A 23,525-nucleotide genomic window follows, 5' to 3' on the forward strand; every position below is an offset into this window, starting at 1 on the left:
GTGGGTCCGGGCTTTTCGCGAAAACAAGAGAGCAATTGCCTGTCGCTATAGCGCGTGGGTTGGCTTGTTGCGGTCGAACAGGGGCCTTCGGGCGCTGGGGTGATCGGGAGCGAAGGGCTTAAAGCGATGCGGTCGGCGGGATCTCCGCCGTCCGGGCGCCGGCGGCGGGAAGGCCTGCCGGAGGCCATAAGGAAAGAACTCGGGCTTTACGGGTTCGAGAAACACCAAGGAGAAGAGTGATGTCACAATCGAAAAGCGGGGGGGCGGTCGGTCCGTTCAACTCCGTCGCCGAGGCGGCGGGTTGCGTTCAGACGGTCGACTGGATGCTTCTTGTTCTTCTGTTCTTCGCCGTTCTTGGCGGCTACCACGTCCACTTCATGCTGACGGCGGGCGACTGGGACTTCTGGGTTGACTGGAAGGATCGTCGTATGTGGCCGACGGTCGTGCCGATTCTCGGCGTGACCTTCTGCGCCGCGGCGCAGGCGTTCTGGTGGGTGAACTTCCGTCTGCCGTTCGGCGCGGTGTTCGCGGCTCTCGGCCTTCTGATTGGCGAGTGGATCAACCGCTACGTCAACTTCTGGGGCTGGACCTACTTCCCGATCAGCCTTGTGTTCCCGTCCGCTCTGATCGTTCCGGCGATCTGGCTTGACGTGATCCTGCTTCTGTCGGGCTCCTATGTGATCACGGCGATTGTTGGTTCGCTGGGCTGGGGTCTGTTGTTCTACCCGAACAACTGGCCGGCGATTGCGGCGTTCCACCAGGCGACGGAGCAGCATGGTCAGCTGATGACGCTTGCGGATCTGATCGGCTTCCACTTCGTCCGCACGTCGATGCCGGAATATATCCGCATGGTCGAGCGCGGCACGCTGCGCACCTTCGGTAAGGACGTTGTGCCGGTTGCGGCGTTCTTCTCGGGCTTCGTGTCGATGATGGTTTACTTCCTGTGGTGGTTCATGGGTCGTTGGTATTCGACGACCAAGATCATCGACACGATCTAAGCATTGTCGCGGGCTGCGGCGCTGAACGGGCGCCGCGGCGGCCAGCAAGCAAGAAGAGCGGCGGGCTGTGAGCTTTTGAAGGCTTAGGTCCGCTGCGAGAGACAAGACCGGTTGGCGCGCGAGGCGGCGGCCGGGAAGAGGAACCTGGGAGGTTTATCGATGAAAAAGTTCGTCAAGCTCGCCGCGATTGGCGCGGCGGCGGCTGTGGCGGCGACCCTGGGAGCTGTTGCTCCTGCGTCGGCGCACGGCGAAAAGTCTCAGCAGGCGTTTCTTCGGATGCGCACGTTGAACTGGTATGACGTTCAGTGGTCGAAGACGACGGTGAACGTCAATGAAGAGATGGTGCTGTCGGGCAAGATCCATGTGTTCTCGGCCTGGCCGCAGGCGGTCGCCAATCCGCGCGTGTCGTTCCTGAACGCCGGCGAGCCCGGTCCGGTTCTGGTTCGTACGGCGCAGTTCATCGGCGAGCAGTTTGCGCCGCGTTCGGTGTCGCTTGTTCCCGGCAACGACTACGCCTTCTCCATCAACCTTCGCGGTCGTCGCGCGGGCCGTTGGCACGTTCATGCGCAGGTCAACGTCGAGGGCGGCGGTCCGATCATCGGCCCCGGCCAGTGGATCGAGATCAAGGGCGACATGAAGGACTTCACCGATCCGGTGACGTTGCTTGATGGCTCGACGGTCGACCTCGAGACCTACGGCATCAGCCGCGTTTACGCGTGGCATCTGCCGTGGCTTGCGGTTGGCGCGGCGTGGATCCTGTTCTGGTTCGTCCGCAAGGGCATCATCGCTTCGTATCTCCGTGTCGCCACCGGCAAGGTTGACGAGCAGGTGACCGACGACGACAAGCGGATCGGCGCGATTGTGCTGGCGTTGACCATTCTGGCGACGATCGTCGGCTACGCTGTGACGAACTCGACCTTCCCGCGCACGATCCCGCTTCAGGCGGGCTTGCAGAAGCCTCTGACGCCGCTCGTTACGGACGGCACGGCGGGCGTCGGCAAGGAGCGCGTGACGGCCGATCTGAACGGCGGCGTCTACAAGGTTCCTGGCCGTGAGCTGACGATCAACGTCAAGGTCACGAACACGACCTCCGAGCCGCTTCGCCTTGGCGAATATACGGCGGCCGGCCTGCGCTTCCTGAACCCTGACGTGTTCACGACGAAGCCCGACTTCCCGGACTATCTGTTGGCGGATCGCGGTCTGTCGACGGACCCGACGCCGATCGCGCCGGGCGAGACGAAGGAAATCGCCGTGAAGGTGCAGGACGCGCGTTGGGACATCGAGCGTCTGTCTGACCTGGCTTACGACACCGACAGCCAGATCGGCGGCCTCTTGATGTTCTTCTCGCCGACGGGTCGCCGCTTCGCGGCCGAAATCGGCGGACCGGTCATTCCGAAGTTCGTCGCCGGCGATATGCCCTAAGCGATACTGACGAATTGAAATAAAAGCCCCCGGCCCAAAAGGCCGGGGGTTTTCTTTTGCAGTGGCCTTGCGATCCGCCGGGATGCGCGGCTTACAATTCGACGGGATGCGCGGGCTGTCCCGAATCGCTTCCAGGCGCAGCAAATTGGCGCCTCGCGGCAAATTTGAAATGTGACAGCGTTCGCGCCCTTCCCACCCTTGGCGCACTTCGAACCCTTGACGCGCTTCGAACCCTTGGCGCCCTTGGCGCCGTGCTGCTTCTATTTCTCTGTTTCTACTGGCGCTTGTTTCATAAAGCGACGCTCACTATAAAATACGGGGGTTAAGGCTGCCTCGTGACCGGCGGAGCATTCGAGCGCCGCCGAGAGAGGCCGCGCCCCTTCCATCGCCTCGGCATAGCGGCTGAGGAGCCCACGGCGAACACGATGTCCGACCTCTCCGAAGTCTTTCGCGCCGGCGCGGCGAACGCTTGGATTTTTGCGCCGAGCGCGGTGGCCTTGGGCGCGCTGCACGGACTCGAGCCGGGCCACTCGAAGACGATGATGGCGGCGTTCATCGTCGCGGTTCGCGGCACGGTGGCGCAAGCGGTGCTGCTCGGCGTCGCGGCGACAATTTCCCATACGGCGATCGTCTGGGCCGTGGCGCTGACCGGGCTTTATCTCGGCGCGCAACTGAACGTCGAAGCGAACGAACCCTATCTGCAGATTATCTCTGGCGCGCTGATCATCGCCGTCGCTGTTTGGATGATGTGGCGAAGCTGGCGCGATATCGCCGCCAGAGGAGCCGTGACGGCGCCCGCGCATGAGAGCGGACGGCTTCCGGCCGGCGCCAGTGCGGCGCATGGCCACTCGCATAGCGGCGCCCATGTTCACGGCGATGTTCACGCCCATGTCCACGGCGATGTTCACACCCATGACGGCGGCGTGCCGCATAGCCATCAGGAAGAGGAGTTCGAGAGCGAACTCCTCGACGTCGATCCCACTGTCTATGCTGACGCGCATGAGCGCGAACATGCGTTGGATATCGAGCGGCGCTTCGCCAGTCGCCGGGTGACGACCGGACAGATCATTCTCTTCGGCCTGACCGGCGGGCTCATCCCCTGTCCCGCCTCGATCACCGTGCTTCTGCTTTGCTTGCAGGTCGGCCGCATCGGGCTCGGGGCGCTGCTCGTGCTCTGCTTCAGCGTCGGTCTGGCGCTGACCCTCGTGCTTGTCGGGGTGGCGGCGGCGCTCGGCATGCGTCACGCCGCGTCGCGCTGGCCAGGGTTGGAAGTGCTGGCGACCCGCGCCCCCTATGTTTCAGGCGCGATCGTCGCCGCGGTCGGCGCCTATACGATCGCAATGGGCGCAGCCGCGCTGGGGTAATGTTATTTGCCGAGGTGAAACGCCGACTTCGTCACCTTTGCGCTGATCGGCGCGTCGAGGAAAAAGTCGAGCACGGCGTCAACCCTGGGATCGACGGCGTAGGTCGAAAAGTCGGTCATGCCTTCTTCCGCCAGAACGCCTACGTCGATGAAGAAATTGCCGCTGCAGCTCTTTGCGGGACGAACGAGAATGGCGTGCGCGGCGTCCGCCACGATCTCGGGCTTTCGGGACCGGCGCAGCAGTTCGTCGCCGCCGAGAAGATTGCCGACGGCGGCTGTCGCGATCGCGGTCTCCGGCCACAGCGAATTCACGGCGACGCCGTCGGGCGCCAGATCCCTCGCGAGGCCGAGCGTCACAAGGCTCATCCCATATTTCGACATTGTGTAGGCGAGGTTGGGAGAAAACCACTTCGGGTTCAGGTCCAGCGGCGGCGACAGCGTTAGAATGTGCGGATTGTCGGATTGGCGCAGATGCGGCAGCGCCGCCTTGCAGCACAGATAGGTCCCGCGCGCGTTGATCTGATGCATCAAGTCGAAGCGCTTCATCTCGAGCGCGTCGATCCCGCGCAGATCGATGGCGCTGGCGTTGTTGACGAGGATGTCGATCCCGCCGAAGCAGGATGCGGCCTGACTGACCGCCGCCTCGACCTGATCGTCGAAGCGAATGTCGCAGGGCACGGCGAGCGCCTGTCCGCCCGCCGCTTCGATCTCCGCCGCCGCCGTGTAGATCGTGCCCGGAATTCTCGGGTTTTCGGTCACGCTCTTTGCCGCGATGACGACATTCGCGCCGTCGCGCGCGGCGCGCATCGCGATGGCGAGGCCGATTCCTCGGCTCGCGCCGGTGATGAAGAGCGTCTTGCCGGCGAGCGAGCGCGTCGATGTCGGCGTCATGGCGCGCTCCCCCCGTCATACGTCATGGAAAGCGCGCGCCGCCTCACGCGGCGACCTGCGCCGGATAGCCCGCTTCGCTGATCGCCTTGGCGAGCGCCTGGGCGTCTTTCGGCGCCGGGGTGACGTCGACCTTTCCGGTGGCGAGATCGACTTTGACGTCGGCGTTCGGCTCCACGGCTTGCACCGCCTTGGTGACATGCTTCACGCACATATTGCAGGTCATGTCTTGCACATTGAATGTGGTCATTGCTTCCTCCTTAGTTTCCTTATCCGCCGCTTCCGGTTCGATCGGCGTCTCTTGCGCGCCGTCGTCGGCGCTTGCGATGACCGGTGCCTTGAAACGACGCAGGCGCAGCGCATTGGTCAGCACGAAAACGCTCGACAACGCCATGGCCGCCGCGCCGAACATCGGCGAGAGCAGCATGCCGTTGACGGGATAGAGCGCGCCCGCCGCGACCGGTATGAGCACGACATTATAGCCGAACGCCCAGAACAAATTCTGCTGGATGTTGCGCATCGTCGCGCGCGAGATTGCGAGCGCCGACGGCACCTTGCCGAGATCGCCCGACATCAGCACGACGTCGGCGGCTTCGATCGCAATGTCGGTTCCCGTGCCGATGGCGATTCCGGCGTCGGCGGCGGCGAGCGCCGGCGCGTCATTGACGCCGTCGCCGACGAAAGCGATCCTGTTGTTTTCCCGCAGGCGCTCGAGCGTCGCGACCTTGCCGTCGGGAAGGACGCCGGCGACGACCTCGTCAATCCCTAGTCTCCGCGCGATGGCTTTCGCCGTGCGCGCGTCATCGCCAGTGATCATCGCGGTTTTCACGCCGAGCGAATGGAGCGCGTCGATTGCGGCGCGGCTCGTCGGCTTCAGATCGTCGGCGACGGAGAGTATGGCGCCTAGCTTCCCGTCGACCGCGACGTAAAGCGGCGTCTTGCCTTCCTCGGCGAGCCTCTGGGCGTCCTGCGCGAAGGGCGAAGCGTCGAGGCCAAGCGACGCCATGAAGCGCTCGGCGCCGATGGCGATGCGCTTGCGGTCGACGATTCCGGTGACCCCCATGCCCGCCACGGATTTGAACTCGGCGCAAGGCGAAAGCGAAAGGTCAGCGGCCTTGGCCGCGACGACCAGCGCCGCGCCCACGGGATGTTCGGACTGCGCCTCGACGCTCGCGGCAAGCCGCAGCAGCTCGTTCTCCTGCTGGCCGGGCGTCGCGACGAGATCGGTCAGGCGCGGCTTGCCATACGTAAGCGTGCCGGTTTTATCGAAGGCGATGAGACTGACGTCGCGCAGCGTCTGCAGGGCTTCGCCCTTGCGAAACAGCACGCCGAGTTCCGCCGCCCGGCCTGTTCCCGTCATGATCGCCGCCGGCGTCGCCAGCCCCATGGCGCAGGGGCAGGCGATGATGAGCACGGCGACCGCATTGACCAGCGCATAGGTCAGACGCGGCTCCGGACCGATCAGCATCCAGACGACGAAGGTCAGCGCCGCGACGGCGAAAACAGCCGGGACGAAGACGGCGGTGACGCGGTCGACCATCGCCTGAATCGGCAGCTTGGCGCCCTGCGCCTGCTCGACCATGCGGATGATGCCGGCGAGCGTCGTATCCGCGCCGACGCGGGTGGCGCGAAACGAAAAGGCGCCGGAGCCGTTGACGGTCGCCCCGGTGACCGCGGCGCCTGGCCGCTTGGCGACGGGCGCCGGCTCGCCGGTGACCATCGACTCATCGACATGGGACGAGCCCTGCGTGACGACGCCGTCGGTCGGAATGCGCTCGCCCGGCCGCACCAGAACGATGTCGCCGACGCGCACGTCGTCGATGTCGACGTCGACGGTCGCGCCGTCGCGCTCGACGCGGGCGGTTTTCGGCTGAAGCCGCGCGAGCGCGCGGATCGCCTCCGACGTGCGGCCCTTGGCGCGCGCCTCGAGATAGCGGCCAAACAGGATGAGGGTGACGATGACGACCGCCGCTTCATAATAGACATGCACGGAGCCCGCCGGCAGCACGCTGGGCGCAAAGGTCGCGACGACCGAATAGAGATAGGCGCTGAGCGTGCCGGTGGCGACAAGCGCGTTCATGTCGGGCTGGCGCCGCAACAGGGAGGGAATCCCCTTGAGGAAGAAAACGAGGCCCGGCCCGAACAGCACGACGCTGGCGAGCAGGAAGGAAATCTCGCGGATCCTCTCCTCGCCGATCACGCTCATCGTCCAGTGATGGACGACGGGAATGAGATGCCCGCCCATTTCGACCACGAAGATCGGCGCCGTCAGAATGGCGGCGACGATGAGGCGGAAGCGCAGCGTGCGCATCTCCTCCTCACGTCGCATCCTCTCGCGATCGGCGCCGCCCGAATCGGTTTCGATCGCTCGCGGCTCATAGCCGGCCTGTGAAATCGCCCGGCGCAGGCGGTCTGTCAGGCCAGGCCCGGCCAGCGCGCGCACGGTCGCGCGTTCGGTCGCGAGATTGACTTTCGCCTGGAGCACGCCTGGAACGGCGCCGAGCGCCTTTTCGACATGCGAGACGCAGGAGGCGCAGGTCATGCCGCCAACGCCAATCTCAATCGTCTCGACGACCGCCTCGTAGCCAGCGTCCGAGACCGAATTTACGAGTTGCGTGAGACTCGCTCCCGGCGCCAGCGAAACCTCCGCCCGTTCAGTCGCGAGATTGACGCTGGCGGCGTTAACGCCCGGCGTATGCGCAAGCGCCTTCTCGACATGCGATACGCAGGAGGCGCAGGTCATGCCTCGGACGGTGAAGTCGAGGCGTTCGCCGCCCGGTAAAGGAGTTTGAGCGTTCATATTTGCCGCCTCATTCGCAACGCCCGCGCGCGTCAGTTTAAAGCCACCGCCGCGTGCGCGCCATATAGGACCGATAGTCGTCGCCAAATTTCCCAAGAAGATGCCGCTCTTCGGGCTCAATCGCCAGCTTCGTCAGCCCAAAAGCGAGAAGAGGCGTTAACAACAGCGTGAAGGGCGAGCCGAGGAACAGACCAAGTCCAAAGATCAGGGCGACATGAGACACATAGATCGGATTGCGGGAAAAGCGGAACGGTCCCTCGGTCACGAGAAAGGACGCGGCGCGATGCGGCATGATCGTTGTTTGATGGCGCGAGAGGATGCGAAAGCACCAGACGTCATTGGCCAGCGCGAGGACGACGATCGCGGCGCCGGCGAGCTGCGTCAGCGGGGAGGAAGCGCGATCGATGAGCGACGCCCCCGTCGTGGCGTCGAGCGCCAGTCCGGCGGCGAGCGTCAGTCCCATCAAAATCGGCGGCCAGGGAATGCGGGAAGGGGGCGCGTTTGCGCCGATCTGCGCGTTCATCGCGGTTCCTATCGGTGGAAAACGCTTCTCTCTAGATCGCGGTTCGGGGCGCTCGTTTCAAGTGCGCCCTTGTCAAGCGCGACTTGACGGCGGTCCTGCAGGCTGTCAAGATCAGCTTGACGCACGATCGCCCTGGACATGCGAGAGCTGTCATGCTGGCCTTGCCCAAACGTAAACTGCGCTGCTCATTCTGCAAGAAGTCCGAGACGCAGGTCGCGCGGCTCATCGGCGGCGCAGCCGGCGGCTACATTTGCGAAGATTGCGTGGGGGTCTGCAACAAGATCCTTGACGCCGCGCCTTCGCCGTTCAAAAGCTGGGACGACCTCACCGACGAGCAGCTGCTGACCTCGATCAAGGCGAGCGAGGCCAGCGTGGCGGCGCTGCATTCGCTGATTCACGCGCAGGTCGCGGCGCTTCGCAAACGCGAGGTGAGCTGGACGGCGATCGGCAAGGTTCTGGGCGTTTCCCGACAGGCCGCCTGGGAGCGTTTCTCCTGATCGAGCATCGGCACTTCATGCTTGAGCGCTACGCGCAAGATCTTGCGAGCCTCGCCGCGCGCGGCAGACTGCGCGCGCTCGCTTCGCGCGCCGGACTGGATTTCGCGTCGAATGATTATCTGGCTTTGGCCGAGTCGTCGGAACTCGCCGCGGCCGTGATGGCGGCGGTCGCGCGCGGCGTTCCTGTCGGCGCCGGCGGTTCGAGACTTTTGCGCGGCAATCATCCGGAGCATGAAGCGCTGGAAGAGGAAGCGGCGCGTTTTTTTGGCGCGGCAAGCGCGCTGTATTTCAGCGCCGGCTTTACCGCCAACGAGGCGCTGCTCTCGACGGCGCCTCAGCGCGACGATCTCATCCTCTATGACGCGCTCGCGCACGCCAGCGCCCATGAGGGCATGCGCTTGGCGCGCGCGCCGAATGCGAAGTTCCCCCATAATGACGTCGCCGCCGCCGAGGACGTGATCCGCGCCTGGCGCGAAAAGGGCGGAACCGGGCGAATCTGGATCGTCGTGGAAAGCCTTTACAGCATGGACGGCGACAAGGCGCCGCTCGATGATCTGTTCGCGCTCGCCGCGAGGCGCGACGCCTTTCTCCTGATCGACGAAGCGCATGCGACGGGCGTCTATGGCCCAGGCGGGCGCGGACTCGCCGCGCGTTTTGAAGGCGCGGAGAACGTCATCACTTTGCATACATGCGGCAAAGCGCTGGGAGTCGCCGGCGGTCTGCTCTGTCTGCCGCGCGTCCTGCGCGACTTCATGGTCAACCGCTGCCGGTCCTTTATCTTCGCGACTGCGCCTTCGCCCGTTATGGCCGCTTGCGTGCGCGCGGCGCTCAAGATCATCGAAGCGGCCGACGAACGGCGCGCCGAGCTGGTATCGCGCATCGATTTCGCCGGCGCCGAACTGCGGCGGCTCTGCGCAATCGAACCTTCGGGCAGCCAGATCCAGCCCATCATCGTCGGCGCCGACGTCCGCGCGACGACTCTTGCGTCACGCATGCAGGCGCATGGCTATGACATTCGCGCCATTCGTCCGCCAACGGTGCCGAACGGCTCTGCGCGCTTGCGCATCGCGCTGACGCTGCATGCGCGCAAAGATGACGTCGCGCGCATGATTGCGCATCTTAGCGAAGAGCTCGCGAGGCTCGAACCATGAAGCGCCGCTTCGTGATCGTGGGAACGGATACGGGCGTCGGCAAGACCGTCGTCTCCGCCGCGATCGTGGGGGCGCTCAACGCCTATTATTGGAAGCCGGTGCAGTCGGGCCTCGATGGCGAGACGGACTCGCAGATCGTCGCGCGTCTTTCGGGCGCGCCGGCCGCGCATATTTTCCCGGAAGCCTGGCGGCTGCGTCGACCGGCCTCGCCGCATCTTGCCGCGCGCGACGAGGGCGTCGAAATCGACGCCGCAGCGCTGAATCCGCCGCCATGCGACGGTCCTCTCGTCATAGAGACGGCCGGCGGCGTGATGACGCCGCTCAGCGACCGTGCGCTGACGATCGACGTGCTCGAACGCTGGCGCCTGCCGGTCATACTCGTCGCGCGCACGCGCCTCGGCACGATCAATCACAGCCTGCTCACGCTCGAAGCATTGCGCAGGCGTGCAATCTCGATCGCCGGAATCATTTTCGTCGGCGACGCTGACGCCGATGCGCAACATTCGATCGAGACGATCGGCGGCGCGCGCATTCTCGGCCGCCTGCCGAAGCTCGATCCTTTGAATAAAAAAACGCTCGGCGCGGCGTTTAACGCCGCAATCGCGCGCGACGCCTTCGGGAGCGGCGCGTGAGCATCGTCAGCGACTCTCCGGTCTGGCGGCCGTTCACGCAGCATGCGCTGCAGCCCGGCGCCTTCAAGATCGCGCGCGCCGAAGGGGCCTGGCTCGAAGCCGAAGACGGCGCTCGCTTTCTCGACGCCATCTCATCCTGGTGGGTCATCACCCACGGCCATCGCCATCCTGCCATCATGCGGGCGATCCGCGAAGAAACCGAACGGCTCGATCAGATCATCTTCGCCGGCTTCACCCATGAGCCGGCGGAAGCGCTGGCGCGGCGCCTCGTGGCGCTGACGCCGCCGGGCCTCGACTATGTGTTCTATTCCGACAGCGGCTCCACCTGCGTCGAAGTGGCGATCAAGATGGCGCTCGGCTTCTGGCGCAATCGCGGCGAAGCGCGCACGCGCATCGTCGCGCTCGAACACGGCTATCACGGCGATACGATCGGCACGATGTCCGTCGGCGCCCGCTCGCCCTTCAATGCGCCTTACGAGCCGCTGCTCTATGAGGTTTCGCGCATTCCCTTCCCCACGCGCGGGCGCGAGCAGGAGACGCTCGACGCGCTGGAGCGCGCCTGCCGCGACAGACCCGCCGCCTTGCTTGTCGAGCCGCTGATATTGGGCGCCGGCGGCATGCTCATCTATGGCGCCGATACGCTCGCGGAGATGCAGCGCATCTGCGCGCGTTATGACGTGCTGTTCATCGCCGACGAAGTGATGACGGGCTTCGGCCGCACGGGAACGCTCTTTGCCTGCGAGCAGGCGGACGTCGTTCCGGATATCGCCTGCTACGCCAAGGGCCTTACCGGCGGCGCGCTGCCGCTCGCCGTCACCATGTGCAAGCGCGAAATTTTCGAGGCGCATCTATCGCCGGAGCGCGCCCGCGCCTTTTTTCATTCGAGCTCCTACACCGCCAATCCGATCGCTTGCACGGCGGCGCTCGCCAATCTCGACGTCTGGGCGACGGGCGAACCCGCCGCCCGCGTCGCGGCGCTGTGCGACATGCAGGCGACGCGCATTGCGCGCTTTGCGTCCGATGCGCGCTTCTCGAACGCGCGCCAGCTCGGAATCGTCACGGCGCTCGATCTCAATGTCGCGGACGGCGGCTATCTTGCGACGATCGCGCTCGATCTCATGCGCTTTTTCAATGCGCGCGGGCTCGTGCTGCGCCCGCTCGGGCCGACGATCTATGTCTTTCCGCCATACTGCGTCGAGGCGGCCGAACTCGATCTCGTCTATGACGCGATCAGCGAGGCGGCCGATCGCTTCGGCCGATCTGCATAGCGCGATCGTCAGCCTTTGAGTTCGGTGCGCACGCTCTTGCCGCGTCCCTCATCGGCGACTGTATTCTTGCGCGCGAGAAATTCGTCCTTGAGCGCGCGCCGCAAAATTTTGCCGACGTTGCTCTTGGGCAGGCTCTCGCGAAATTCATAGTAACGCGGAACCTTGTAGCTCGTCAGTTGCTCATGCGCGAAAGCGCGCAACTCTTCGCGCGTCAGGCTCGGGTCGCGCGCCACGACGAACGCCATCGGCGCTTCGCCGGAATGTTGGTTCGGCACGCCGATGACCGCTGCTTCCTTCACCTTGGGGTGTTCGACGAGGACAGATTCGACTTCGTTCGGATAGACGTTGAAGCCCGAGACGAGGATCATGTCCTTCAGCCGATCGACGATCTTGATGATCCCGTCCGGCGCCATCACCGCAATGTCGCCGGTCTTGAGAAAACCGTCGGGGGTCAGGGCTTTCGCCGTCTCATCCGGCCTGAGCCAGTAGCCGCCCATCAACTGCGGTCCCTTGACGCAGAGTTCGCCGCGCTCGCCGAGGGGAACGGGCTCGCCCTCGGGCGAGCGCACCGAGACTTCCGTCGACGGCGCCGGATAGCCGATCGCGCCGGTGAATTCGGCGATCGTCGGCTTGTTGATCGTCACGATCGGCGACGTTTCGGTCAGTCCATAGCCTTCGACGATCGGCCTTCCCGTCAAGGCCTTCCACTTTTGCGCCACGACCTCCTGGGTCGACATGCCGCCCGAGATGGTGAGGAGAAGATTGGAATAGTCGACCGAGCCGGCGGTGGAATGGTCGGCGATCGCCGCATAGAGCGTGTTGACGCCGGAGAACAGGGTGAACGTCGATTTGCGCAGCGTCGCGATCAGGCCCTTGATGTCGCGGGGATTGGCGATCAGCAGGCAGCAACCGCCGGTCTTCACCACAAGCAGCAGGCAGGCCGTCAGTCCAAAAATATGGTAGAGCGGCAGCGCCGTCACCATGATCAGCGGCTTACCTTCGAGGTAGGGCTTCAGCCAGGTCCACGACTGTTCGACATTGGCGGCGACGTTGCGATGCAGCAGCATGGCGCCCTTGGCGACGCCGGTCGTGCCGCCGGTGTATTGCAGAAAGGCGATGTCGTCCGGTCCGATCGGCGGCGGCTTGAACGGCTCCTCGGCGCCCGCTTGCAATACATGCGCAAAGCCAACGCAGCCCGGCAGCCGATAGGCGGGGACCATGCGTTTGACCCAGCGCGAGACGAAATTGACGATCAGTCCGCGCAGCCCCATCAGATCGCCGGGCCTCACGATCACCGCACGTTCGACTTTCATGTGCGGCCAGGCGGCGGCCGCCGTATGCGCGAAATTTTCGAACACGAACAAGAAGCGCGCGCCGGAGTCGTTCATCTGGTGTTCGAGCTCATGCGGCGTGTACAGCGGGTTGACGTTCACGACGACGCCGCCAGCCAGCAGGACGCCAAAAAGAGTCGCCGGGTAGGCGAGGACGTTGGGCGACATAATCGCGACCCGATCGCCTTTTCTCAGTCCGCGCGTCTGCAGCCAGGCGGCGACGGCCACGGCGGCGCGGCCGAGCTCCTCGAAGGTGAGCGTCGCGCCGAAACTCTCCATCGCGGTCCTGTCGGCGAACTCCGCAACGCTCGCGTTGAACATATTGACCAGCGTCGAATAGGAAGATTCGTCGATGTCCGCCGGCACGCCAGCCGGGTAGGACGAAAGCCAGGGCCGCTTGACGTAAGGGTCCTCTATTTTTTCTGCGCTGGTCATGTCGTCCTCGACTTCGCGGCGTGAAGCGCGCGACGCGAATCGTCCGCTGCGCTTGTGTGTTCTTGTTCAAGATAGCGCGTCTGGCGTCGAATGAGGCCATTCCCGCCGCAATCATTATGTTGCGTCGCCGCGAGCCGCATCACGCCGTCCCGGGCGGCGCCGGCCCGAGGCCGAAGAGCAGCGAAACGCCGAGCGCCAGAACGAGAATTGCGGCGATGAACTCGCCCCCGCGGGCGATGATCACCGCGCGCGGCGAGTCCTTCGCGCCAAACCGCATCGCGGCGCTCTTGGCGTAGACAGCCGTCATGGCGAGGGCGCCCGTCGTAATCGCCGTTCCCGCCGACATGGCGATGACCGCCCCGGCGCCGGCGGCGAAAAGCCCCTGCGACAGGGTGAAGACCAGCACCAGAATGGCGCCCGAGCAGGGGCGCAGGCCGGCGGCGACGACGGTCGCGGCGGCGTCGGCGAGACGAAACTTCGGTCCTCCCAATGTCGAAGGGTCCGGCGCGTGGCGGCAGGTCGCGTCATGCACATGCGTCGGGTCGTCGATGGCCTCGCAAACGAAGCCGCGCGCCGCCGGCGCGATTGCGGGCATGCGGACGGCGGCGGCCAGCGCGTGGCCTTTCACCCAGGCGAGGCGCGCGCCGAGCGCCGCGACCGCCGCATAGCTCGCAAGCTCGATGAAGTGGGTCGCGTCGCTCATCTGATTCGCGGTCGCGCGGAACAACGCCGCTGCCGCGCCGACGACGGCGATGGCGACCAGTCCTTGCAGCAGCGCGGCGAGCGCCGCGAGCAGCAGACCGCGGCGCAGCGCCGTTTCATTGGCAAGCATGTAGGAGGCAAGCACCGCTTTGCCGTGGCCGGGACCGGCGGCGTGAAACGCGCCATAGGCGAAACTCGCCGCAGCGAGCGCGAAGAACGCGGAAGGATCGGTCTTTAGCGCGCGCACGGCGGCGTGCAGCTCAGCGTGGAACTTGCTCTGCCACGCCAGGATAAGTCCGGCGACGCCCGTCGCCGCCGCGGTCGACTCTTGCGCGCCGACCGCAAATGGATGGCGCGGCGCGCCCCAGGCCGATGAGGCGGCGATCACGGCCAGCGTCGCGGCGGTCACGCCGAGCCAAACCGCCCTTTGCTCAATTTTCACGGACAGGCCACGATCGCGCGCGTCGCCAGCTTCATGCCGAAATCGGCGCCCGGCGACATGTTCTGAAAGAACGCTTCGCTCAGTTTTTGATTTTCATTCGCCATGAGCGGCGCAGGTTCGACGAGACTGAGCGAGCATCCGCCCGGCGCTCCCGCGAGCGTCACGGGATCTTTCTTCTCGAGTCCAAAGGCGACGAAATATGTCGGGTCATAGACCTGAAAGGAGAACGGCTTCCTGGCCGCGACCGGCGTCTGCAGCGGCAGAAAGAAGCGCAGCGTGACGATCTTCTTGTCATTGGCTTCGAGCGTCACATTCTCGGGCTCCTTAAACGCAAGCTTGGCGCTGTTCTGCTTGGCGAAGGTGAAAAACTCGAATTCGGCCAGCGACTCGACGTTCGTTTTGGCGAGCGGCGCAAGTTCTTCCCGGGTGGGCGGCTTGCCGTCCTTTCCGAGCCCCTGGACGGCATAGGCCGAATACATTTCGTCGAATTCCCACGCGTGTTGAACGCCCGCGATCTTTCCGTCGGGCGCGAACACGACCTCGCTGCGCACGGCCACCCAGACATGGGGGTGCGCGAAGGCCGCGCCAATTCCCAGCGCCGTCGTCAAAAGGATGAGAATCGACTTTATTTTCAGCTTCATGCGACTCTCGCGCTTAGGCGGCGAAGGCGGCGAAAACGCGGCGCGGGCTCCCGCTTTGAGCCTGTGTATGCTAGCAGATCCGTCCTTGAAAAGACGCTTCCGTGTGGCATAAGGTGGCGGATATAGAATCGGCGCTAGTGGGGCGCCTCTGCGGCGGAAGGCCGCCCAGCTGGGTCTTTAAACCGGATTCGTTCACGGGTTGATCCTTGCTTTTAGCGTGTGAGCGCAAGAGTCCCAAGCGCGCTTCGCCCCGATTTCTCGCAGGAGAGCAGTAATGGCGGACATCGCCGCCGGCGACGCAAAGACCGGCTCCGCCTTCGCCGAGGCGTCGCTCTCCGATCGATTTGATCTCGACAGGTCGCGCGTTCTGATCACCGGCACCCAGGCGATCGTGCGCATGCTCCTTATGCAGAAGGAGGCAGACCGCCGCGCCGGACTGAACACCGCGGGTTTCGTGACCGGCTACCGCGGCTCGCCGCTCGGCGGCGTCGACGCGCAGATGCACAAGGCCAAGGCGCTCTTCGACGCCAATAATATCTTGTACATGCCGGGGCTCAACGAGGATCTCGCCGCGACCGCCATCTGGGGGGCGCAGCAGGCCGAGATGCGCGGCGAAGGCAAATACGACGGCGTCTTCTCGCTCTGGTACGGCAAAGGTCCAGGCATCGACCGCAGCGGCGACGCCTTCCGCCACGTCAATCTCGCCGGCACGTCGCGCTATGGCGGCGCGCTGGCCCTCATGGGCGACGATCACACCGCCGAATCCTCAACCACCGCGCATCAGTCCGATTACCATTTTGTCGATGTGATGATCCCCATCCTGTCGCCGGCCGGCGTGCAGGAAATTCTTGACTACGGGCTTTACGGCTTCGCCCTGTCGCGTTTCGCAGGCGTGTGGGTTGGTCTGAAGCTCCTCAAGGACACGGTCGAATCGACGGCCTCGATCGACGGCTCGCTCGACCGCATCCGCCCGATCGCGCCCCCATCTTTCTTCATGCCGCCGGGCGGCCTCAACATCCGCCCCGGCGATCCGGTACTCGCGCAGGAAGAGCGGATGCAGGAGAGCAAGCGCGACGCGATGCTGGCTTTCATTCGCGCCAATCGCTTGAACCGCATCATTACGTCTGGCGGCGCCAATCCGAAGATCGGCGTCATCACCGTCGGCAAGTCCTATCTCGACGTGCGCCAAGCGATGGACGATCTTGGCCTCGACGAGGTGAAGGCGAACGATCTTGGTCTGCGCCTTTACAAGATCGCCGCGCCCTGGCCGCTGGAGCCGCAGGGTCTGCGTGAATTCGCCCGCGGCCTCGACCTCATCATCGTCGTCGAGGAGAAGCGCTCGCTCATTGAAGTGCAGCTGCGCGAGGAACTATACGGCGCGCCGCATCAGCCGCTCTGCATCGGCAAGAAGGACGAGCGCGGCGAATGGCTGTTCCCGGTCAAGGGCGCGCTCGACTCCAATGACGTCGCCATCGCCATCGGCCGACGGCTTTTGAAATATCATTCGCTCGACGAGTTGGAGGCGCGCGTGCGCCGGCTCGAAAAGCTGCAGGATCGCCGCCGGACGATGACCGACGTCACCGTTCGCGTGCCGCATTTTTGCGCCGGCTGTCCGCATTCGACGTCGACCCATGTGCCCGAAGGCTCGCGCGCCTACACTGGCATTGGCTGCCATTACATGGCGCAATGGATGGACCGCTCGACGGAAGGCTACACCCATATGGGCGGCGAAGGCGCGAACTGGATCGGCGAGGCGCCGTTCTCGACGCGCAAGCATATGTTCCAAAATCTCGGCGACGGCACCTATAATCATTCGGGGTCGCTCGCCATCCGCTTTGCCGTCGCGACCAACACCAACATCACGTTCAAGATTCTCTTCAACGGCGTCGTCGCGATGACCGGCGGCCAGAAGCATGAAGGCGAGCTGACCGTCGAAACGATCGCACGGCAGGTCGCGGCCGAAGGCGTGCAGAAGATCGCCCTTGTCTCCGATGAGCCTGGCAAATATGCGCCGACGATCGGCTGGCCGCCGGGCCTGACGATCCATCATCGCAATGTCCTCAACGAGGTGCAGCGCGATTTGGCGCAGACGGACGGCGTCACCGTACTGATCTATGATCAGACCTGCGCCACCGAAAAGCGTCGCCTGCGCAAGCGCGGGCTGATGAACGATCCGGATTCGCGCGTCATCATCAACGAACTCGTGTGCGAAGGCTGCGGCGATTGCGGCACGGCGTCGAACTGCGTCGCGGTGCAGCCGGTCGAAACCGAATTTGGCCGCAAGCGGCGCATCGATCAGTCCGCCTGCAACAAGGACTTTTCCTGTCTCGAGGGGTTCTGCCCGAGCTTCGTCACCGTACATGGCGGGCGCATGAAAAAGGCGCCGCTGCCCTCGACGCAGGACGATGGCGGACTGCCGGCGTTGCCGGAGCCTGCGATCGCCGAGATCGGCGCCGTGCCCTACGGCGTACTCATCGCCGGGCTTGGCGGCACGGGCGTCGTCACCGTTTCCGCCATTCTCGGCATGGCCGCGCATCTCGAGGGCAAAGGCGTTGGCGTCATCGATATGGCCGGCCTCGCGCAGAAGGGCGGGGCGGTCTATTGCCATGTGAAGATCGGCCGCACGCCGGCGGACGTTCACGCCATCCGCATCGCCGCCGGCGAAGCCGATCTTCTGCTGGGCTGCGACCTCGTCGTCGCCGGCGCGAAGCAGGTGCTCGCCGCCGTCGAGCAGGGCAAGACGGCGGTGCTCGTCAACAGCGCCGAGGTGTTCCCCGGCGATATCGAGCGCAATCCCGACTTCGTGCTGCCTTCGGAAGAGATCAGGCAGGCGATCCGCTGGGCCGCAGGGCCGGAGTCGACCTTCATCAACACCACGGCGCTCGCGCAGGCGCTGCTCGGCGACTCGATCGCCGCAAATATTTTCATCCTCGGCTACGCGTGGCAGAAGGGCTATTTGCCGCTGTCCGACGCCGCGATCCTGCGCGCCATCGAACTGAACGGCGAATCCGTGCCGATGAATCAGTCCGCCTTCTTGTGGGGCCGACGCGCCGCCCATGATCTGAATAGCGTGCTTGCCGTCGTCGAGTCGCTGCGTCAGCCCCATCGCAGTCGGGGGACGTCGAAGACGCTCGAGGAGATCATCGAACGTCGCGCGGCGTTTCTGGTTGATTACCAGAACGAGGCCTACGCCGCTCGCTATCGCGCCCGCGTCGAGAAGATCGCCAGGTTGGAGGCCGCGCGCACGCCGGGTTCACGCGAACTCACCGAAGCGGTCGCGCGTTATCTCTTCAAGCTGATGGCGACGAAAGACTATTATGAAGTCGCCCGGCTATACACGGACGGCGCTTTCCAACGCCAGCTCGAGGAAACTTTCGACGGCGATCTGCGTCTCGAACTGCATCTTGCGCCGAATTTTCCGTCGCTGCAGCGCAAGACCGACTTCGGCGGCTCGCGCAAGATCACCTTCGGACCCTGGATGTTCAAGGTGCTGCGCGTTCTGGCGCGGATGAAGAGCTTGCGCAACACGTGGCTTGATGTTTTCCGCTTCGATCACGACCGGGTGGTCGAGGGCAGGTTGCTTAAAGATTACGAAGCGCTGCTCGACGAATTTGCCGCTTCGTTGACGCGGGAAAACCACGCGGGCGCCGTGGCGCTGGCGCGTGTGCCGGAATACATCCGCGGGTTTGGCCACATCAAGGCGCGCCACATCGCGGCGGCGGACGCCGAGCGCGAGCGGCTCATGGCCGAATATCGCCAGCCAACTGCGGTGAAACTCGCCGCAGAGTGAGCCCCTCCGGGACGAAGCGGTGATATAAATCCGACCGCCGGCGCCTCGGGGCTGTCATTCCCGACAGGCCAAAAGCCTGATCGAGAATCCAAAAGCGACATGAACAGGCTCGGATTTGGCCCTGGATTCCCCATCGCGCTTCCGCGCGTCGGGAATGACATCTGCGAAGCGATCAATCAGTTCTGCAGTGATGCGCGTAAAAGGATCGGTGGATATTGGCGTGACAGTTTCGCTTTCGTCATCTCTTCTTCCTTCGTATGCCGCGCACCCGCATCGCCGCGCGCTTGTGCTCGGCGGCTCGAGCGAAGCGCGCGCGCTTGCGACGCAGATCGCCGCCGACCCGCGTCTCGACGGCGTCATTTCGCTCGCCGGACGCACCAGCGCGCCGATCGCGCATGATCTGCCGACTAGAGTGGGCGGCTTCGGCGGCGTCGAAGGATTGGCGCGCTATCTTGTCGAGGAGCGCATCTCGCATGTCGTCGACGCGACGCATCCCTTCGCCGCGCGTATCTCCGCCAACGCCCGGGCCGCCTGCGCCGCCGCCGGCATGCCGCTGCTCGTCCTGACGCGCCCGCCATGGATCGCTGCGCAGGGCGATCGCTGGACCGAAGTCGACGACAACGCCGCGGCGGCGCGCGCGCTTGGCGCGGCGCCACGCCGGGTCTTTCTCGCGATCGGTCGGCAGGGCGTCGCCGATTTTCGCGTTGCGCCGCAGCACGAGTACATCCTGCGGGTGATCGAACCGCCGCAGGCCGCCGACCTGCCGCCCTCCTGCGAGGTGATCTTCGGCCGCGGTCCCTTCGCGCTCGAGGATGAGATCGCGTTGATGCGCGACAGGCGCATCGAGATCGTCGTCACCAAGAACAGCGGCGGCGCGCTCGCCTACGCCAAGATCGAAGCGGCGCGGGCGCTCGGGCTTGACGTCGTCATGATCGCGCGTCCGGCAAGCGCGGACGCTGCGACGACGCATAGCATCGACGCGGCGATGGCTTTTCTCGCTTCATGAGCCGCACGCTGATGATCCAGGGCACGGGCTCCGACGTCGGCAAATCGCTGCTTGTCGCCGGGCTCGCGCGCGCCTTCGCCAATCGCGGCGTCAGGGTCGCGCCCTTCAAGCCGCAGAACATGTCGAACAACGCCGCGGTGACGAGCGACGGCGGCGAGATCGGCCGGGCCCAGGCCTTGCAGGCGCGCGCCGCGCGGCTTACGCCTCGCATCGACATGAATCCCGTGCTGCTCAAACCGCAAGGCGCCTCGGGCGCGCAAATCATCGTGCAGGGACGCGTCGTCGGCCAGGCGAAGGCGCGCGACTACCAGGATTTGAAGCCGCGCCTGATGCGGCCGGTGCTCGAAAGCTACGCGCGCCTCAAGGCAGAGGCCGAGCTTGTCATCGTCGAAGGCGCCGGCAGCGCCGCCGAGATCAATCTGCGCAAGAACGACATCGCCAATATGGGCTTCGCCCGCGAAGCCGACGTTCCGGTCGTGCTGGTCGGCGACATCGACCGCGGCGGCGTCATCGCGCAGCTCGTTGGCTGCAAGGCGGCGCTCGACGATGCAGATGCGGCGATGATCGAAGGGTTCATTGTCAACAAGTTTCGCGGCGACGCCTCGCTGTTCGACGATGGCCTGCGCTTTGTCGAAGCGCGCACCGGCTGGCGTTCGCTCGGTCTCGTGCCTTTTTTCGACGCCGCCGCTCGGCTGCCGGCGGAGGACGCATTCGGGTTGCGCAGGAGCAGCCGCGATCAGCGCAACGGCGTCGTGATCGCCGTTCCGCTCTTGCCGCATATCGCCAATTTCGACGATCTCGATCCGCTGAAGGCCGAACCCGGCGTGCGCGTGGTCTTCCTCAAGGATGGAGAGCCGCTGCCGCCGGAAACGCAACTCGTCATCCTGCCGGGATCGAAAGCGACGATCGCCGATCTCACGGCGCTGCGCGACAATGGCTGGGACATCGACATTCTCGCGCATGTCCGTCGCGGCGGCCGCGTTTTCGGCATTTGCGGTGGCTATCAGATGCTGGGCCGCGTCATCCGCGATCCGCTCGGCGCCGAAGGGCCCGCCGGCGAAGCGCAGGGATTGGGTCTCCTTGATATTGAAACGACGCTGACGGGAGAAAAAGCGCTGGCCCCGGTCAGCGGCCATGCGCCGCTTTTCGACGCGCCGTTCTGCGGCTACGAAATGCATGTTGGCGCAACTGCCGGTCCCGACTGCGCGCGGCCGGCGCTGCAACTCGCGGATGGTCGCGCGGATGGCGCGATCTCGCACGACGGGCGTGTGGCGGGCGCCTATGCGCATGGAATCTTCGCGCACGATTCCTTGCGCGCATCGCTGCTGCGAACGCTCGGCGCGCCGCAATCATCGCTGCACTATGAGGAGTCGATCGAAGAGACGCTTGACGCGCTTGCGGCGCATTGCGCGCGGCATATCGATCTCGACGCGCTGTGGGAAATTGCGCGGTGATGGCGCATTCGGCAATCGGCGCGCCGTCGCTCGTGGCGCATGGCGGGCGACTCGACGCCGCGCGGCGCCTTTTTCCCAACGCGCCGCAACCCTGGATTGATCTGTCGACGGGCGTCAATCCGCGCGCCTATCCGCTGCCGCCGCCTGCCGATGAGGTTTTCACGCGCCTTCCGGACGATGACGCTTTCGCCGCCCTCGACGGCGCCGCGCGCAAGGCCTATGGCGCGCCCGCCGGAGCCGACGTCCTTCCAGGCGGCGGCGCGCAAGCCTTCATTCAGATGCTTCCGCGCGTTTTCCCGGCCAAACGCGTCGCGATCCTCGGCTTCACTTACGCCGAGCACGCCGCCTGCTGGGCCGCAATGGGCGCGCAGGTCGATCTGGTGGAAACAATAGACGCGCTTGCGAACGCCGACGTTGGCGTGATCGTCAATCCCAATAATCCGGACGGACGCGTGGTCGCGCCGCAGGACATTTTGTCTGCCGCTGCGCAGATGTCGCAACGCGGCTCTCTGCTGATCGTCGATGAATCCTTCATGGATTTCACGCCGGAAGTGAGCGTCGCGCGTTTTGCGCAGAATGAGAGCCTCGTTGTGCTGCGCTCTTTCGGCAAGGCCTATGGGCTTCCCGGATTGCGGCTGGGCTTCGCGCTCTGTTCGCATGCGCGCGGGGCGAAGCTGCGCGCCGCGCTCGGGCCTTGGGCTGTCTCAGGTCCGGCGCTCTCTATCGGCGCCCGCGCGCTTGCGGATCAAGCATGGCGCACAGGCGCGGCGCGAGCTTGCGCCGGCGACGCCGCGCGCCTCGACGCGCTGCTGACGCAGGCCCGTTTCCAGATTGCCGGAGGGACAACTCTATTTCGGCTGGCGGCGCGTTTGCACGCCTCCCGCTGGTTTGCCCATCTCGCCGCGCGCGGCATATTGACCCGAGGCTTCGCCGACAGGCCAGATTGGCTGAGGTTCGGTCTGCCGCCAAACGAGTCCGCCTGGGCGCGGCTTGCCGCAGCGCTGGAGAGCGTCGATGGCGGCTGAAGCGCCGAAGAAGACGGACCAGAAGCCAGCGGATCTGGCGCCCGCCGCAGCCTTCAGCGAGGCCGAGCGCGCCGCGATCTACCGCGTCATTCACGCGCGCCGCGACGTGCGTGACGAGTTCCTGCCGGACGACGTGCCGCGCGACGTTTTGCTGCGCATCCTTGACGCGGCGCATCATGCCCCCTCCGTCGGTTTCATGCAGCCTTGGAACTTCATCATTATCAGGGACATCGAGAAGCGACGCGCCGCTTACGCGGCCTTTCAACGCGCCTGTGAGGCCGAGGAGCAGGCGCTGGAGCCGGAGCGTCGCTCGCTGTATCGCAGCCTCAAGCTGCAAGGGATCATGAAGGCGCCGCTGAATATCTGCGTCACCTGCGATCGGGCGCGGTTCGGCGCGACAGGGCTCGGGCGCACGCAGCAGCCGGACACCGATATCCTCAGCACCGCCTGTGCTGTTCAAAATCTATGGCTGGCGGCGCGCGCCGAAGGCGTCGGCGTTGGCTGGGTGAGCATCGTCAGGGAAGCCGATCTGCGCCAAATCCTCAGCATTCCCAATGAGATCGCCATCGTCGCCTATCTCTGCGTCGGCTATGTCGCGCAGGCCTACAGGCTGCCGGAGCTGGAAGCCAAACGCTGGGCCTCGCGTCTGCCGTTGGAGAATCTGATCTTCGAAGACAGCTGGGGAGAGCTGGCCGCTTCCACAAACCCGCCTTAAATAGCTGAAAGGCTGAGCCTAGCTTTCCTGTGGACCCCGATCGACAACCTGTTAGCGTAGTTCGTCTTTTTAGCGGACGCGTGAAAGGGTTGGAGCGTCGGGACCGCATGATGGTCGAAGCTCCAATTAGGGGGCGTCGGAGACGCGAACATGGCGCCGGTTAATTTGGAACAGCTGTTCGAGAAAGACTTCCCCCTCGCCAACAATATCATTCTCACCGTCACGGAAGTGCCAGACTGCGAAGAGCAACTGCTGAAACTGTTCGAGCGCGCCATGCTGCGCGGCTTCGACAATCACGCGCGGCTCACGCAGATCCAGCTGCCGATGGAGCGGTTTCCGGATCTCGATTCGAAGTTCTGGCATATCCCGATCGAGGATTGCGGCGCCGCCCAGGTGTTGCGCTTCTTCTTCGAAACGCCGCAAACGCCGGCGCACTAGATCA

At 65.0% G+C, this 23,525-nt stretch carries 19 protein-coding genes; 13 read left to right on the top strand and 6 right to left on the bottom strand.

The window, feature by feature from the left end; all coding sequences use genetic code 11:
• Positions 1-239: 239 nt before the first annotated feature.
• The 3 genes from amoA to NEI07_RS14570 all read left to right on the top strand — a co-directional run bounded on the left by amoA (position 240) and on the right by NEI07_RS14570 (position 3,784).
• Positions 240-998, top strand: coding sequence for a bacterial ammonia monooxygenase, subunit AmoA (gene amoA, locus NEI07_RS14560; RefSeq protein ID WP_014892304.1), 759 nt, complete (start codon positions 240-242; stop codon positions 996-998).
• 159 nt (positions 999-1,157) lie between these two features.
• On the top strand, positions 1,158-2,420 hold the full coding sequence (amoB, locus tag NEI07_RS14565) for a bacterial ammonia monooxygenase, subunit AmoB (RefSeq protein ID WP_123175060.1): 1,263 nt from the start codon (positions 1,158-1,160) through the stop codon (positions 2,418-2,420).
• A gap of 425 nt (positions 2,421-2,845) precedes the next feature.
• Complete coding sequence (locus NEI07_RS14570) at positions 2,846-3,784, top strand: nickel/cobalt efflux transporter (protein ID WP_256035507.1); 939 nt, start codon at positions 2,846-2,848, stop codon at positions 3,782-3,784.
• 2 nt (positions 3,785-3,786) lie between these two features.
• Here the strand turns inward: NEI07_RS14570 and NEI07_RS14575 are convergent, their stop codons facing one another.
• Genes NEI07_RS14575 through NEI07_RS14585 form a run of 3 tightly spaced genes read right to left on the bottom strand, consistent with a single transcriptional unit; the run spans position 3,787 to position 7,994 of the window.
• Positions 3,787-4,674: an SDR family oxidoreductase gene (locus NEI07_RS14575; RefSeq protein ID WP_256035508.1), complete on the bottom strand. Its 888-nt coding sequence runs from the start codon at positions 4,672-4,674 to the stop codon at positions 3,787-3,789.
• A 43-nt stretch (positions 4,675-4,717) separates the two neighbouring features.
• Entirely contained in the window at positions 4,718-7,471 is a 2,754-nt protein-coding gene (locus NEI07_RS14580; protein ID WP_256035509.1) for a heavy metal translocating P-type ATPase, read from the bottom strand.
• Between the two features lie 37 nt (positions 7,472-7,508).
• Positions 7,509-7,994 (bottom strand): methyltransferase family protein, encoded by a 486-nt coding sequence (locus NEI07_RS14585; RefSeq protein WP_256035512.1) that lies wholly within the window; start codon positions 7,992-7,994, stop codon positions 7,509-7,511.
• Between the two features lie 152 nt (positions 7,995-8,146).
• Between NEI07_RS14585 and NEI07_RS14590 the strand changes: the two genes are divergently transcribed.
• From NEI07_RS14590 to NEI07_RS14605, 4 genes are read left to right on the top strand one after another with little or no spacing between them, the layout of a single operon-like run.
• Positions 8,147-8,491: a ClpX C4-type zinc finger protein gene (locus NEI07_RS14590; protein ID WP_196401448.1), complete on the top strand. Its 345-nt coding sequence runs from the start codon at positions 8,147-8,149 to the stop codon at positions 8,489-8,491.
• A 17-nt stretch (positions 8,492-8,508) separates the two neighbouring features.
• Complete coding sequence (locus NEI07_RS14595) at positions 8,509-9,642, top strand: 8-amino-7-oxononanoate synthase (RefSeq protein ID WP_256035515.1); 1,134 nt, start codon at positions 8,509-8,511, stop codon at positions 9,640-9,642.
• A complete protein-coding gene (gene bioD / locus NEI07_RS14600; protein WP_256035517.1) occupies positions 9,639-10,274 on the top strand; it encodes a dethiobiotin synthase in 636 nt (211 codons plus the stop codon). Before NEI07_RS14595 ends, bioD begins: the two co-directional genes overlap by 4 nt.
• Positions 10,271-11,542, top strand: coding sequence for an adenosylmethionine--8-amino-7-oxononanoate transaminase (locus tag NEI07_RS14605; protein ID WP_256035518.1), 1,272 nt, complete (start codon positions 10,271-10,273; stop codon positions 11,540-11,542). The genes bioD and NEI07_RS14605 overlap by 4 nt, the downstream gene beginning before the upstream one ends.
• Before the next feature lie 8 nt (positions 11,543-11,550).
• Here NEI07_RS14605 and NEI07_RS14610 read toward each other — a convergent pair whose 3' ends face one another.
• From NEI07_RS14610 to NEI07_RS14620, 3 genes are all read right to left on the bottom strand, one after another.
• Positions 11,551-13,308, bottom strand: coding sequence for an AMP-binding protein (locus NEI07_RS14610; protein ID WP_256035521.1), 1,758 nt, complete (start codon positions 13,306-13,308; stop codon positions 11,551-11,553).
• A 139-nt stretch (positions 13,309-13,447) separates the two neighbouring features.
• Positions 13,448-14,452, bottom strand: coding sequence for a nickel/cobalt transporter (locus NEI07_RS14615; RefSeq protein WP_256035523.1), 1,005 nt, complete (start codon positions 14,450-14,452; stop codon positions 13,448-13,450).
• Positions 14,449-15,162 (bottom strand): DUF1007 family protein, encoded by a 714-nt coding sequence (locus NEI07_RS14620; protein ID WP_256035550.1) that lies wholly within the window; start codon positions 15,160-15,162, stop codon positions 14,449-14,451. The genes NEI07_RS14615 and NEI07_RS14620 overlap by 4 nt, the downstream gene beginning before the upstream one ends.
• A 205-nt stretch (positions 15,163-15,367) precedes the next feature.
• Between NEI07_RS14620 and NEI07_RS14625 the strand changes: the two genes are divergently transcribed.
• From NEI07_RS14625 to NEI07_RS14650, 6 genes are all read left to right on the top strand, one after another.
• Positions 15,368-18,883: an indolepyruvate ferredoxin oxidoreductase family protein gene (locus NEI07_RS14625; RefSeq protein WP_256035524.1), complete on the top strand. Its 3,516-nt coding sequence runs from the start codon at positions 15,368-15,370 to the stop codon at positions 18,881-18,883.
• Positions 18,884-19,073: 190 nt separating this feature from the next.
• Positions 19,074-19,889 carry a cobalt-precorrin-6A reductase gene (locus tag NEI07_RS14630; RefSeq protein ID WP_305123757.1) on the top strand — a complete coding sequence of 272 codons (816 nt, stop codon included), beginning with the start codon at positions 19,074-19,076 and terminating at the stop codon, positions 19,887-19,889.
• On the top strand, positions 19,886-21,343 hold the full coding sequence (locus NEI07_RS14635; RefSeq protein ID WP_256035528.1) for a cobyric acid synthase: 1,458 nt from the start codon (positions 19,886-19,888) through the stop codon (positions 21,341-21,343). The genes NEI07_RS14630 and NEI07_RS14635 overlap by 4 nt, the downstream gene beginning before the upstream one ends.
• Positions 21,343-22,368, top strand: a complete 1,026-nt coding sequence (gene cobD, locus NEI07_RS14640; RefSeq protein WP_256035529.1) for a threonine-phosphate decarboxylase CobD — start codon at positions 21,343-21,345, stop codon at positions 22,366-22,368. The genes NEI07_RS14635 and cobD overlap by 1 nt, the downstream gene beginning before the upstream one ends.
• A complete protein-coding gene (bluB, locus tag NEI07_RS14645; RefSeq protein WP_256035531.1) occupies positions 22,358-23,083 on the top strand; it encodes a 5,6-dimethylbenzimidazole synthase in 726 nt (241 codons plus the stop codon). Before cobD ends, bluB begins: the two co-directional genes overlap by 11 nt.
• A gap of 150 nt (positions 23,084-23,233) precedes the next feature.
• Entirely contained in the window at positions 23,234-23,521 is a 288-nt protein-coding gene (locus NEI07_RS14650) for a hypothetical protein (RefSeq protein ID WP_256035532.1), read from the top strand.
• The last annotated feature ends 4 nt before the right edge of the window (positions 23,522-23,525 follow it).

Origin of the sequence: Methylocystis suflitae, from assembly GCF_024448135.1 — a bacterium.
GTDB classification, from domain to species: Bacteria; Pseudomonadota; Alphaproteobacteria; order Rhizobiales; family Beijerinckiaceae; genus Methylocystis; species Methylocystis suflitae.

Excerpts from the sequence above, each read along its gene's own strand:
- amoA (WP_014892304.1), top strand. The coding sequence starts at position 240 with ATGTCACAATCGAAAAGCGGGGGGGCGGTCGGTCCGTTCAACTCCGTC.
- amoB (WP_123175060.1), top strand. The coding sequence starts at position 1,158 with ATGAAAAAGTTCGTCAAGCTCGCCGCGATTGGCGCGGCGGCGGCTGTG.
- NEI07_RS14570 (WP_256035507.1), top strand. The coding sequence starts at position 2,846 with ATGTCCGACCTCTCCGAAGTCTTTCGCGCCGGCGCGGCGAACGCTTGG.
- NEI07_RS14575 (WP_256035508.1), bottom strand. The coding sequence starts at position 4,674 with ATGACGCCGACATCGACGCGCTCGCTCGCCGGCAAGACGCTCTTCATC.
- NEI07_RS14580 (WP_256035509.1), bottom strand. The coding sequence starts at position 7,471 with ATGAACGCTCAAACTCCTTTACCGGGCGGCGAACGCCTCGACTTCACC.
- NEI07_RS14585 (WP_256035512.1), bottom strand. The coding sequence starts at position 7,994 with ATGAACGCGCAGATCGGCGCAAACGCGCCCCCTTCCCGCATTCCCTGG.
- NEI07_RS14590 (WP_196401448.1), top strand. The coding sequence starts at position 8,147 with ATGCTGGCCTTGCCCAAACGTAAACTGCGCTGCTCATTCTGCAAGAAG.
- NEI07_RS14595 (WP_256035515.1), top strand. The coding sequence starts at position 8,509 with ATGCTTGAGCGCTACGCGCAAGATCTTGCGAGCCTCGCCGCGCGCGGC.
- bioD (WP_256035517.1), top strand. The coding sequence starts at position 9,639 with ATGAAGCGCCGCTTCGTGATCGTGGGAACGGATACGGGCGTCGGCAAG.
- NEI07_RS14610 (WP_256035521.1), bottom strand. The coding sequence starts at position 13,308 with ATGACCAGCGCAGAAAAAATAGAGGACCCTTACGTCAAGCGGCCCTGG.
- NEI07_RS14625 (WP_256035524.1), top strand. The coding sequence starts at position 15,368 with ATGGCGGACATCGCCGCCGGCGACGCAAAGACCGGCTCCGCCTTCGCC.
- NEI07_RS14630 (WP_305123757.1), top strand. The coding sequence starts at position 19,074 with ATGCGCGTAAAAGGATCGGTGGATATTGGCGTGACAGTTTCGCTTTCG.
- NEI07_RS14635 (WP_256035528.1), top strand. The coding sequence starts at position 19,886 with ATGAGCCGCACGCTGATGATCCAGGGCACGGGCTCCGACGTCGGCAAA.
- cobD (WP_256035529.1), top strand. The coding sequence starts at position 21,343 with ATGGCGCATTCGGCAATCGGCGCGCCGTCGCTCGTGGCGCATGGCGGG.
- bluB (WP_256035531.1), top strand. The coding sequence starts at position 22,358 with ATGGCGGCTGAAGCGCCGAAGAAGACGGACCAGAAGCCAGCGGATCTG.
- NEI07_RS14650 (WP_256035532.1), top strand. The coding sequence starts at position 23,234 with ATGGCGCCGGTTAATTTGGAACAGCTGTTCGAGAAAGACTTCCCCCTC.